This is a genomic window from Litoribacter ruber, assembly GCF_018500185.1.
GTDB classification, from domain to species: domain Bacteria; phylum Bacteroidota; class Bacteroidia; order Cytophagales; family Cyclobacteriaceae; genus Litoribacter; species Litoribacter ruber.
The window spans coordinates 508,881-522,137 of the sequence record NZ_JAHBGI010000001.1; the positions used below are offsets into that span (position 1 = coordinate 508,881).

A 13,257-nucleotide genomic window follows, 5' to 3' on the forward strand; every position below is an offset into this window, starting at 1 on the left:
GCCTAAAAGCAAAATTGGGAATGAGTAAAAACTGGAGCAACCGTTACTTCCGGTTGCTCCATAACTTTTTTAATATGATTAAGCGTACACTTTTCTTTGGAAATCCTGCTTACTTAAGCACGAAGAATGAACAATTGGTTGTAACCTTTTCTGATGGGTCCCTTGAACCTAGAACGGTTCCCATAGAAGATGTGGGTGTTGTGGTTCTTGAGAATCAGCAGATCACGATTACCAATGGGTTGTTGGCTAAGCTATCGGATAAGAAGATAGCCGTGATTTCCTGTAATCAACAACATCTTCCTTGTGGTTTGTTGTTGCCTATACATGGGCACAGTGAGCAAACAGAACGAGCCCGGCATCAACTAAATGCTAGCCTGCCGCTCAAAAAATATCTATGGCAACAAACGGTCACTGCAAAAATCCAAAACCAGGCTTTTCTCTTAGAAGAAAAAGGCATCTCCGTTCAAAAACTTAAGCATCTTGCCAAGACGGTACAATCTGGTGATATTGGAAACAATGAAGCACAAGCAGCGGCATATTATTGGCAACATATTTTTCCTTTACCTGTGTTTAATAGGGCTCAAAAAGGAATTCCACCCAATAATTTGTTGAATTATGGTTATGCCATTTTAAGAGCCGTAGTAGCTAGAGCATTAGTGAGTTCTGGCTTGCTTCCTTCAGTGGGTATATGGCATAGAAATAAATATAATGCCTATTGCTTAGCTGATGATATTATGGAGCCCTATAGACCATTTGTAGATTTGGTTGTAAGCCATATTGTGGAAACCGAAGATAATTACGGTGAACTAAACACTTCCTTGAAAAAGGAGTTGCTAACCATACCGGCGCTGGATGTAACCATGGAAGGACAAAAAAGCCCTTTGCTTGTAGCGGTAAGTAGAACGACCAGTTCCTTGTTTGAGTGTTATTTGGGAACGAGCAGGAAAATTATTTACCCGGAATATGGATGAAAGATTTTATTCACGTTTAAACCAATATAGGAGTTTGTGGGTGCTTGTATTTTTTGATTTACCAACAGAGACCAGAAAAGAACGGAAGATCGCTACCTCCTTTCGCAAAAAGCTATTGGACGACGGTTTTGCTATGTTTCAATTCTCCATTTATATGAGGTTTTGTGCCAGTAGGGAAAATGCCGAAGTCCACGTAAAGCGGATACGTAAGAATCTTCCCAAGAAAGGCAAGGTGGGGATTATGCAAATAACAGACAGGCAATTTGGATTGATGGAGGTATTCCATGGAACAAAATTAGCAGAAAAGGAACAGCCTGTCCAGCAGTTAGAATTATTTTGAAATCCAAAATTTAAGAAAGTTTGAAATTCCAGATCAAAAAATCAATTAATTTTCATTTCTGATTTTAGTGATAAATCACAGCATACCAGATGGTTATCTAGGGGTATGCTGTGATATCCTTAGTAAGGTACAATTTTGAAAGCAATTCACAACTCACCACCTTCACTAAATAAAGTCCCACCAGCTGTGATATCCTTAGTAAGGTACAATTTTGAAAGCAATTCACAACCGGGTGGCAAACCTTCTGAAAGCCGTTAGGGCTGTGATATCCTTAGTAAGGTACAATTTTGAAAGCAATTCACAACTTGAGCCAATCCCTGATGCGCTCCACCCTGGCTGTGATATCCTTAGTAAGGTACAATTTTGAAAGCAATTCCCAACTTGAGCCAATCCCTGATGCGCTCCACCCTGGCTGTGATATCCTAAGTAAGGTACAATTTTGAAAGCAATTCCCAACTTGAGCCAATCCCTGATGCGCTCCACCCTGGCTGTGATATCCTAAGTAAGGTACAATTTTGAAAGCAATTCCCAACTTGAGCCAATCCCTGATGCGCTCCACCCTGGCTGTGATATCCTTAGTAAGGTACAATTTTGAAAGCAATTCACAACACTCGTTTATGACTAAGTCATTGGTCACGTGCTGCGATATCCTTAGTAAGGTACAATTTTGAAAGCAATTCACAACGAAGTGGTCAGCGTGATTTGGGACACCCCTGCTGTGATATCCTTAGTAAGGTACAATTTTGAAAGCAAGTCACAACCCCTCAGCAACCACACAGCAACTTTTAATGGCTGTGATATCCTTAGTAAGGTACAATTTTGAAAGCAAGTCACAACCCCTCAGCAACCACACAGCAACTTTTAATGGCTGTGATATCCTTAGTAAGGTACAATTTTGAAAGCAATTCACAACCCCTCAGCAACCACACAGCAACTTTTAATGGCTGTGATATCCTTAGTAAGGTACAATTTTGAAAGCAATTCACAACGAAGAGGTAAGCGTGATTTGGGACACCCCTGCTGTGATATCCTTAGTAAGGTACAATTTTGAAAGCAATTCACAACCGGATATTGACATCGCTCATGTCGTCAGCAAGCTGTGATATCCTTAGTAAGGTACAATTTTGAAAGCAATTCACAACAGGTCAATCGGGTTGATCACAACCCCAGCGGCTGTGATATCCTTAGTAAGGTACAATTTTGAAAGCAATTCACAACGGCGTTCGTGCGCGCCGTTGTGGTGTTTGTGCTGTGATATCCTTAGTAAGGTACAATTTTGATAGCAATTCACAACTTTCCGCCGATGGCATACCCGGGCCGAGGGGCTGTGATATCCTTAGTAAGGTCCAATTTTGAAAGCAATTCACAACTTTCCGCCGATGGCATACCCGGGCCGAGGGGCTGTGATATCCTTAGTAAGGTACAATTTTGAAAGCAATTCACAACTTTCCGCCGATGGCATACCCGGGCCGATGGGCTGTGATATCCTTAGTAAGGTACAATTTTGAAAGCAATTCACAACAGGTCAATCGGCTTGATCACAACCCCAGCGGCTGTGATATCCTTAGTAAGGTACAAATTTGAAAGCAATTCACTACGGAGTTCTTTCGCCCCTTTTTGTTGTTTGTGCTGTGATATCCTTAGTAAGGGACAATTTTGAAAGCAATTCACAACGGAGTTCGTGCGCGCCGGTTTGGTGTTTGTGCTGTGATATCCTTAGTAAGGGACAATTTTGAAAGCAATTCACAACGGAGTTCGTGCGCGCCGGTTTGGTGTTTGTGCTGTGATATCCTTAGTAAGGTACAATTTTGAAAGCAATTCACAACGGAGTTCGTGCGCGCCGTTTTGGTGTTTGTGCTGTGATATCCTTAGTAAGGTACAATTTTGAAAGCAATTCACAACTAGGATTCGAGTAGCCTGTAGTACTTCTCTGCTGTGATATCCTTAGTAAGGTACAATTTTGAAAGCAATTCACAACGACTAGGACGGTGATCATTGGATTCTGGTTGCTGTGATATCCTTAGTAAGGTACAATTTTGAAAGCAATTCACATCGACTAGGACGGTGATCATTGGATTCTGGTTGCTGTGCTATCCTTAGTAAGGTTCAATTTTGAAAGCAATTCACAACGGTTTGGATGTATGGGCTTTTTCGGCGCTGGCTGTGATATCCTAAGTAAGGTACAATTTTGAAAGCAATTCACAACGACTAGGACGGTGATCATTGGATTCTGGGTGCTGTGATATCCTTAGTAAGGTACAATTTTGAAAGCAATTCACAACGGGTTGGATGTATGGGCTTTTTCGGCGCTGGCTGTGATATCCTTAGTAAGGTACAATTTTGAAAGCAATTCACAACGGTAACAGCCACGTTGCGGCAACCCAGCAGCTGTGATATCCTTAGTAAGGTACAATTTTGAAAGCAATTCACAACCTAGCCAGGAAATTCAAGCCCATCTCCCAGCTGTGATATCCTTAGTAAGGTACAATTTTGAAAGCAATTCACAACATGTTGATCCGGAAATTTACCCGGAGATTTGCTGTGATATCCTTAGTAAGGTACAATTTTGAAAGCAATTCACAACATGGTCAAGATCATTCAGGGGGAAGGTGACGCTGTGATATCCTTAGTAAGGTACAATTTTGAAAGCAATTCACAACAACCGGTGAAGAAAGACTTAAACCCACCTTGCTGTGATATCCTTAGTAAGGTACAATTTTGAAAGCAATTCACAACACATCCACGCAGCTATAAAAGGGCCGGACAGCTGTGATATCCTTAGTAAGGTACAATTTTGAAAGCAATTCACCACGGCATTTGTGTTGTTTTGGTTCAAAAACTGGCTGTGATATCCTTAGTAAGGTGCAATTTTGAAAGCAATTCACAACACATCCACGCAGCTATAAAAGGGCCGGACAGCTGTGATATCCTTAGTAAGGTACAATTTTGAAAGCAATTCACAACGGCATTTGTGTTGTTTTGGTTCAAAAACTGGCTGTGATATCCTTAGTAAGGTGCAATTTTGAAAGCAATTCACAACTTAGCCTTCTGGCTCTTCACTAGCAAACGTACTGTGATATCCTTAGTAAGGTACAATTTTGAAAGCATTCCATAACTATCAAATTGAGATTTTCCACTGTGAAATTTATAGAAACATGCATTTAAGATGCTTATTCCACACTCCTTTAAAGAAATATATTATCAGTAAGGTCTAAATAGGTTCTATCCTAAAAAAAATCTAAGACTCCTGGCAAGATCAGATAGGGCATCAGAAATGGTATTTGTATCCTATTAAAATATTATGTAGCCCATTTAAAACCAATTTCTTCTCTTAATAACCGGACTTTTTTTTAATCGTTGATTAACTGCTGGGTAGGATTTCATGGCAGTACATCAATTTTGAAAAGTAAGTTATCTTATGTATTTTGACTATAAGTATTAAGTTCTTTCCAAAAAGATCATTCTGATTCAACTGAGTCCAATAGAATTACCAGATTTGGAGGTGATTAATATTGAAGTGGGATACGGGCTAGGTTGGTTGGAAGTCTCCTGCAAATCGGTTAAGGATAGGTATCGAATCAATTATTTACTGTGGAGTTTAATGGAGTTGAAAAATATAAATTAAAAATGACAGCAGAACAATCATTTGATCGGAGAATTAAAAAATTTCTTCATGAACAACCAAATTCAGATGCTTCAAAAACAATCCTGAAGATTGAAAAACTCTACCCAGGCTTCAAGAGTTATTATGCACTCTTCGATGACTTCTTGTATAAATTGGGATTGGTAATGAATGCCCAGATAATAGTAAACAAGAACTACAAAACCATTGGATATATTCCTTCCATTAAGTATTATCCAGAGAACCTGCTGAATGAAGAACCTCGAATTGAAAAACTTATCAGCGAACTATCTCCTTTAAGTCTAGAAAGTTCATATGAGTTTTTGGCAAAAGAAATTCTCTATAGAATAATGAAGGTTCGCGATCTCAATTCCATAATTATGAATAAAAATTAATACCGAAAATTTAGGACACCCCTTTAGTTACCCAATCTCTATTACAGGGTGGGGGAGTCGGGGTCAATAGAAAAACATTAAACCATTTCCTTCTCTTCCCAAGAGGGACAAAGCATAGGATAAGTTTTGGAAATACGGCGCTTCCTTTTCGGATACCATCTGGTAAGGTCATTGTAAATTAAACTATTATATTTGCTTTATCGTTACAAAATTATAAACCATTTATGCCATGAAGAAAAAGCCTAAAAAAAGGAAAAAAAGCCCTTTGAATGAAGGAATGGAAACATCTTTTAGCATTATGGGGGAAGGTCTTTCTCAAAGAAAGAGTGATAACCTTGAATCTAGCTGGTTTAATGTGGGGATTTATTTTAAAAGGGCCATGAATAATGTGTCGGTTAATAGAGGATTAGGAAGTAGATTTTCTGAGGATGAATTAGAAACTTATTAATTTTTCAAGAAATGTCCAAAAAGCCTAATAATGAAGGTATAACAAAACAAATAAAAGCTGAATTTCCTAAACTTGGAAGTCAGGAGGCCCGCAAAATTGTTCAAATCGTTTCCCCCCTGTTTTCGACAGTCGTCAGTCGCGTTTTTGATTAATTAAATGATTTTCAATTAAATCATAGTTTTTAGTGGGTGATAATGGGTGTCCCAGCCTTCTTTTTTCTTATTTTCATCTATGTTGTCCGGAAAAAAACCAATAAAAGCAGAAAAATCAGCGTCAAGGTAATCGAGAAAAAATCTGGTAAATATATAGTCGTCAAAACTGTCGGCAGCAGCTCGGATTTTAAATCAGTAGAAAGATTTGTCAAGGAGGGAGACGAGAACAGTGGATTAAGTCCTAGCGTGGACTTCTGGAGCTCACATTCAATAACGCAAAGCAGGCGGTTCAAAACGTTCTGGACGATATTGCAGGAATTACGGTAACCGGATCAGAGCTTTTGTTGGGAAAAATTGTTATATGATTGGCTTTAACACCGTCGAGGATGTACTATTGCAGAAGACCGGCGGTAAGGGCCAAAAATCAAAGGTTCTTTCACTTAAGCTGTGCAACGGGGAGAGCACCATCCTGGATTGGGAAGAAGGGCTCAAAATGGTTGTCAGCTATTTTGAGAAGCGGGCCTGAAAAGACCGGTCCAACAGGGAAAGGGGCCTGTTTAGCTTTGGGTATCCCAGCGCTGAAAACAGGTAAATAGAAAAAATATAGCTTAACTGGCTGGAAAACAAATGATTGTGGAAAATTTTAATTTTTTTTACTAAAAAATTTGTTTTATTTAAGGATTGAATTTATTTTTAACACACTAAAGAATTCTTTTTCGTTGGGGCCCCAATGTTTTTTGCTTAAAGGCTATATTATTTAAACTGTGTGCCTTTGAGGTAGTTTTTGTTATTATCTTATTTTTAATAAATTTTTAAACAAATCAAAAAATCATGAAAAAAACTAATTTATTCTTGGCGTCAACCCTTTTGCTGGGGTTGGGAATGTTTGGAACTTCCATAACTACATTTGGTGGTGGTAGAGGTAGTGCAGAAACTCGGATGGAAGACTCAAGATGTGAATCTGGAGTCGCCCGCTCTTGCGTGGGAGATGGTAATTTATGTTCTATAACTATAGGCTTTGATTGCGAGTTAGCCAGTGTTGACCCTGGGTAATTAAATACATGATAATACAAGGTGTTTAGAATATTGATTATAATTATAAGTGAACCCTATTATGGGTTCACTTTTTAAAATTTAAAAAATATGAAAATCTTATTTTTTTCTCTTCTGATCTTTGTTTTTTATTCTTGTCAAACAAATTCCTTCACATTCGAGAATGATGAATTATTTGATTCTTCAAATATTGTTCATAAAGAATTGACTCTTAATTTAAAAGAGAAACTTATTATAGAGTCAGATGATAGTTTTCCAAATTATAATTATTTAGATTATGTAAAATTTGGAGATTCTAATTGTCTTCTTGGTTTTGATAATATTTCATTAATTATTGATTTTATTGACCTTAATAAAAAGGAGATAGTAAATAGAATGTTTCTTGGAAGCAAAAAGGAATTCTCCTTCAATTCACCTCAAGAAATCTTCTATCATTCAGAAGATTCAATATATTTATTTGCTCCAGGAGGTAATTTAACAAGAATAAATTCCCAAAGTGATATATTGGAACATATTAAAATAAACAAGGAAATAAAGCAGACGAATGAAATTGCTGGCGTAGATCCTTTAAGTAATTCCCAGAGCTTTTTCGTGTTAAATTCAAAATTATATATCAGGTCATTTCCTAAATTAGATTGGAGTAAAGATTATAAGTACTACCAAAAACCTTCGCTTATTAAACTTAACTCCGATTTTACTTATGAGCCAATTATAGGATTTCCTAATTACATGAGTTTGAGTAAAGGTATTTATTTCGTAAATGATTATAGGTATTCCTTTACAAAAAACTTAGATAATTCAAAAATTTTAATATCTTATAGAAGAGATCCTTGTATTTATATATATGACTTGAAAGATAAAACCATAGAAAACAAATTTTCAAAAAGTGTGTTTTTAAATGAGTTTAAGCTTATTGAAAGAGGCTATAATCCTCAAGCGGAAACAAATGTTTTAATTGAGAATGGTATCTATCACAATATATATAAAGATTACGAAAATAATTTTTATTATCGAATTGTTTCACATTCTCAACAATTGAAAAATGATTCAGGATATTTAAATAATGCTGGAGTAAAAAATTTCTCAATTATTGTTCATGATGATCAGTTTAATTATTTAGGAGAAGCGAAAGTTCCCGATGGTAGGAATTATACTTATTTAATGATGAGTCCTACCGATAAAGGAATAGTGTTTTTAAATAGAAAATCATCTCAATCCCAATTAGAATTAGATTTTTATGAAATTATTTTTTAAAACCCTATTTGTGTCTATTTGTTTAATTAATATGATAGGGTGTGACTATTCGTTTGAAAAGTACATTTATGGTGACAACTTTAAAACTTATCTCAAAAAAGAGTTTTATTTTGATTTAGATGATAAACACTTTTATTATTTAATTGATTTAGAAGGTTGTAGTTCCTGTGTTCAGAAAAATCTAGATATGCTTGAGGAATTAGTTTCCACAAATAGTTTGAAAGATGATGTGTTTATTATTTTTATAGGTTCATTATATATAAAGGATTTGGAGGGTAAATTTGAAACTATTTTCTTAAATTCTAAATGCTTAATAGATGATCAGGGGAAAGCTTTTTTATACGAATTGGGATTAAGTAAACCTCTTCTTATAAAAAGTGATAGTAATCATTATAAATCTTGGTTGGTTAGTGATTTTGAAATTGATAAAGTTAAATCTTTTATTAAAAAATAATGAGATGTTTGTGTTTTTTTCTTTTAACAATTTGTTTGTCTTGTAGTAAATATTTGGATGAATATGATCGGATACAGTTTGAAAATGGTGAAATTAGAATAGATGTAAGTGAAGGTCAAAACTCATATAGCCGCTATAAGTATTGGACAAATGGAAACGATGAATACCTGTATGCCTTTGATTTAATAAATTCAAAGATTGATGTTTTTGATTGGGGCGGAAAGATATATAAAGAAACTGTTAAATTTCCAGATGTTCCTGAAATGATTGGTTTTACTCCATCAGAATTTCATGTAATTAGCTTCGATTCAATTTATTTAGCTGACCAAATTGGGCGACTTTTTTTGATAAGTAGTAAAGGGGAACTTATTCAAAAGTTTCAAATTAATAATTTTATTAATGATCATTATGAATTTAATCCAAGTAACAACAATGATAATTATGTTATATTGAATTCCATTGTTTATTGTAGGGTAAGTCCATTTCGCGATGTTAAAACTAGTAAATCTTTTTACCGTTCTCCGTTTATTGCAAGAATTGATTTAAATAATATTAACTTGACGTCTTATTTTGGGATTTTTCCTGAAGACATAATGAATTCTATCCAATATCGTTTTAATGACCATAAACTGATGTTTTCTTTGGGCTTGTTTGATGAAAATGAAATTTTGGTTTCATTTAGAAATTCCGAAATTATTCATCGATATATAAATCAAAATCTTTATTCAAGCAAACCGATAAAATCAAAATATAAATCTGTTTTTAGTAATAACAAAAATAATAATAAAACTGAACTTGAATCAATGGTTGAATATGGTTTTTACCATAATATTGTGCCGATTCTTAAAGACTCAATCTATTTTCGAATAGTTGTGCCTTCACAGGAATTATTGGATTCTAATAAAAAAATGAATAGTGCAGCTCACAGGCCTTTTTCAATTCAAAAATTGGATAAGTGCCTTAATTTAGTGTCAGAAAGTTTTTATGAAAGTAAAGAAAAAAAGTTATCGTTTTTAAATTTTTTTTCTTCCCATGATAGCATATTTATTCAAACTGAAAGTGATAATGAAGATTTCTTAATATTCAAAGAAATTATTCTTAACTAGCATTTTTAAGTTTGATTTTCTCATCTATTTTGTTTAGAGCATGGTAGCATAGGTTTTTTCATTGTTCCTATAAATTAAGTGTCCCATTTCTCCAGACTTTTACAAAATTTGAAAAGTTAGAGAAATTAGCTATTTTCAAGTTCTTTTTCACAACACCTCTTAACGTCATGTGTATATTTTTTATGAGCTAGTTGGATAAACCGGCCTATCATTACCCCTCCCAAAAGTTTCGGATCCATTGATTCATTCTCAGTTTAAAAGCTCTAATCGCCTGCAATTCCTGGGGATGCTGACCTACTTGAATCCTTTAGATTCCCTAATTCACCTAATCTTCTCGTTTACAGCCAATTCGAATTTAGATTTTTTTTGCCTTTAAAATTGGGGGAGTAAAGAATGATTAAGGATTTATCTTAACAAAATCGAAATCATAATAATTCAATTCGGATGGATTCCTAACCCTTATTTAAATTGGTTGTAAAGTAAAAGCTCTGGTTATTTTCTTGATTTTAGGGTGTGTATTCCGAGCTATATTATACCACCGTTTCGATCCAAAGTATACCACTGTTCTGAGGGAAAGTATACCATTTATTCCGAGGGAAAGTACCAGGAAAGTCGCCTTTTTTCCGGCTGATTCCGAGGCAAAGTATACCATGGATATAGCTGTTCGATTTGTGCCACCCGTTTGGAGTAACTGCGCCACCTGTTTTGGTTTAACGGTGCCAGTTTTGGGCCGGGGTTCGGTTCGAATTGTGCCACTTTGGGAGATCAAGTATGATTATTCAGACCATCGTGACCCCTCAATATACAGCAGGATTTATTGACCCGATGTCCCTAGATTCATTGTCGGGACTGATCCCCAAAAATAATTGCAGTAAATGATTCCGGAACAGGTTGACCTCTTTTGGTCCTATTCCGGAGACGGGTAATTTTGAAGGGTGGAATAGAAAGTTAAATTTCGAGGTCCGTTGACCTGTACCAGCTATTAAAAAAGCCCCCGACCTCTCGGAGGCTTAAATTACTCACTGGAGGGTGGTTAACAACTTTGCCGAATTAACTATTGCTTATGAAATATAAGAATAAAAGGTTTGTGGCACAATAATTTGAAGGTGGAAATTGGTTGGCTTGAATACCCCATAAATTGTGAATAGAGCCTTTTTCTATATATCGGTTCGATATGTGCCACTCGTTTCGGTTTAATTGCGACAACCGTCCCGGTTTAAACAGACCGGTAATGTCATAGTGCTATTTGAGCCACTATTTTCATAATCCCTCTTACTACATTTTCCTATCGATCATCTGTCATCCGCTATGCCCTCCAATAAAAATTTAACAATATTATAACTATTCTATTAAAAACTTGTCTTTATCACCAACTCCCTTACAAATTACCCCAATCACGGTATTTTTTAATTGTAATTAATTCCTTAATCTTGGCGGAGGTAAGGTGAACGGGCTGTAGGTAAATAGCTAGGGGTTCTTACTAGTAGATAAGCCATCCTCGCAAATGTAAAGATACTGGGGCTGGAACTCAATGACCGGTTTATGGATCAAGCAGGTAATGCCATGGTATATCCAACGGACTATGAAATCTCTGGAACTGTCCTGGACCTAATGGATGGAGAAGTCCGGTGTCAAGAGATTTAAGAAGAAATGAACCCTGTTCACAGAGAAGGATGCAGAGGGGTGGATTCTGGACTTTGCGAATATCCTATTAGACGTTATACCACGATCGAATCGAGGTATAACGTCTAATAGTGCGAAGGGTTTAGGTCCAAGGACATATTATGAAGCTATAGCGACATAAATTTAGATCTAGTGTCGCGATAAAAGGTGACTTTATAAATTTTTAGCTTATCGCGCCAAGGGTGTTGCGATAGATATGGTTAGAGGTTATGTTTTGAGATAGAATTGCTTTTTTAATCCTAAAATTAAGTGATTTTATGATATGTTGAAAAAACGAATTTAATTTACAATTAAAATTACAAAATATGTTTGGTTTCATTAAAAAAATTTCAAATTCAGTTGAACTTACAAAAAACATTCAACACCTATGTGTTCAGATTGAAAATATTTCTCCGGTTTTACAGCAAGACCCATATAGTTATTTAGATGAAGTTATCGCATTGAATTTTTATTTTCAAAGGGATGTTGTTGATGCAATGGAACAGACAAATTATGAGTTACATAATAAAATATATTTGTCAAATGGTCAATCAATAACAGTAGCTGAAATATTGACAAACATTGGAGGGTTCTTCTTTGAAATAAGTAGCGGTCTGAACGATAAAAATTATCTCTCAATTATTGAAGATATTGGTAAAAAAGGTCAAGTATATAGACGTCTTGAAAATATGTTGCCTAAGTCATTAAAAGATTTTGACGTGATAAATACCTATTTTGATGGTGTTTATCTTTCTTATAGATAAATTTATTCAAGCTAAAGAAAGAGAATTAATCTGAATGGTAGGTTTGATTCTTTTTAAATATTATGCTTCTTAACGTTAAAGTAGCAGTGTTTTTAAGGTATCTATCCTCCCCTGTAATCGGTAAAAAAAAACTGCACCAAATTTGGCAACAAATAGGGCACCACTAAAAATCCTCTTAGGGCATGCCCCAAGAGGATTTTAGACTATTTTGCTGATTGACCAAAACTAGCATTTCATAAATGTGTACTTTGGCAATTTTATGTCTTATTTCGAAATCCACTGCCTCCAAATGGAGAATTTTTTCCTCCGGCAGATCAGTGAGGACATTGTCCTCAACCAGAGCAAGTACCTATCCATGAGCGAGAAGGGCTAAGGGCTGATTCTGATACAGCAACCCCTCAAAGTCCTTGCCCCCCCCCCCCCCTTTGAAGAATTTGTTAGTTTGAGTAAGGATCAGTATAATCCGGAAAATGAGAACACTATTCTTACCAATTAGGTCAAGAATTAATTTTCGTTCTCTCATCCTTTTTAAGGACAATCTGATCATACAACAAGCCTAAAAACAATAAAAATTCCAATATTATTATTGACCCAATTCCCCATTTCCCGGGGATTTCGAAATAAAATCCGAGTAGGATAGGTAAATAAAATACAGGGATAGAGACTAAAGCTCCCATAATGGCCAAAACATTAGCCCCTCCTTCAGCAACGAAATCCACAAATTTAAAATGGGCAAATAAATAAGAGTTGAGTAACCAGATTGGAGATCCTATGGAAAAAGCAATTAGTAATAACTTCACAGTATCTGCGTGTGAAAATAGCTGATTGTAAAAAATGAATGTGAATAAAATTCCTGAACCCATTACAGAAATAAGGAAAAGTAGAAGTGTAATAACGGCAGGAGCTTTTAATTCCTGTAGATCAAGTGGCATCATTGGGAAACTTTATGGTTCTAATGGGAATTCTTTTTTAACTGTAATTAATAAAGGGTCGGTATCCTACCATGCCCGTAATTCGATTTTTGCGGTGTATATGT

General features: G+C 35.6%; 9 protein-coding genes, 1 pseudogene and 1 CRISPR repeat array. Of the genes and pseudogenes, 9 read left to right on the forward strand and 1 reads right to left on the reverse strand.

All coding sequences use genetic code 11. From position 1 onward, the window contains the following. Positions 1–20 precede the first annotated feature (20 nt). From cas1 to KIH41_RS02220, 9 genes and pseudogenes are all read left to right on the forward strand, one after another. On the forward strand, positions 21–971 hold the full coding sequence (cas1, locus tag KIH41_RS02180; protein WP_246538892.1) for a type II CRISPR-associated endonuclease Cas1: 951 nt from the start codon (positions 21–23) through the stop codon (positions 969–971). After that, a complete protein-coding gene (cas2, locus tag KIH41_RS02185) occupies positions 964–1,311 on the forward strand; it encodes a CRISPR-associated endonuclease Cas2 (RefSeq protein ID WP_214161344.1) in 348 nt (115 codons plus the stop codon). The genes cas1 and cas2 overlap by 8 nt, the downstream gene beginning before the upstream one ends. Positions 1,312–1,418: 107 nt before the next feature. Beyond that, positions 1,419–4,427: a CRISPR direct-repeat array (repeat unit 46 nt; unit sequence GCTGTGATATCCTTAGTAAGGTACAATTTTGAAAGCAATTCACAAC). Positions 4,428–4,938: 511 nt separating this feature from the next. Next, positions 4,939–5,328: a hypothetical protein gene (locus tag KIH41_RS02190; RefSeq protein WP_214161345.1), complete on the forward strand. Its 390-nt coding sequence runs from the start codon at positions 4,939–4,941 to the stop codon at positions 5,326–5,328. A 229-nt stretch (positions 5,329–5,557) separates the two neighbouring features. Then, a complete protein-coding gene (locus tag KIH41_RS02195) occupies positions 5,558–5,776 on the forward strand; it encodes a hypothetical protein (RefSeq protein WP_214161346.1) in 219 nt (72 codons plus the stop codon). 194 nt (positions 5,777–5,970) lie between these two features. After that, a pseudogene (locus KIH41_RS18340) lies at positions 5,971–6,328 on the forward strand (hypothetical protein); the annotation flags it as partial. Positions 6,329–7,071: 743 nt separating this feature from the next. Then, positions 7,072–8,235 carry a hypothetical protein gene (locus KIH41_RS02205; RefSeq protein ID WP_214161348.1) on the forward strand — a complete coding sequence of 388 codons (1,164 nt, stop codon included), beginning with the start codon at positions 7,072–7,074 and terminating at the stop codon, positions 8,233–8,235. Then, on the forward strand, positions 8,219–8,689 hold the full coding sequence (locus KIH41_RS02210) for a hypothetical protein (protein WP_214161349.1): 471 nt from the start codon (positions 8,219–8,221) through the stop codon (positions 8,687–8,689). The genes KIH41_RS02205 and KIH41_RS02210 overlap by 17 nt, the downstream gene beginning before the upstream one ends. A gap of 53 nt (positions 8,690–8,742) precedes the next feature. Then, positions 8,743–9,795: a DUF4221 family protein gene (locus tag KIH41_RS02215; protein WP_214161350.1), complete on the forward strand. Its 1,053-nt coding sequence runs from the start codon at positions 8,743–8,745 to the stop codon at positions 9,793–9,795. A gap of 1,988 nt (positions 9,796–11,783) precedes the next feature. Further along, a complete protein-coding gene (locus tag KIH41_RS02220) occupies positions 11,784–12,221 on the forward strand; it encodes a hypothetical protein (RefSeq protein WP_214161351.1) in 438 nt (145 codons plus the stop codon). A 497-nt stretch (positions 12,222–12,718) separates the two neighbouring features. Here the strand turns inward: KIH41_RS02220 and KIH41_RS02225 are convergent, their stop codons facing one another. Next, positions 12,719–13,156, reverse strand: a complete 438-nt coding sequence (locus KIH41_RS02225) for a hypothetical protein (RefSeq protein ID WP_214161352.1) — start codon at positions 13,154–13,156, stop codon at positions 12,719–12,721. Between the last annotated feature and the right edge of the window lie 101 nt (positions 13,157–13,257).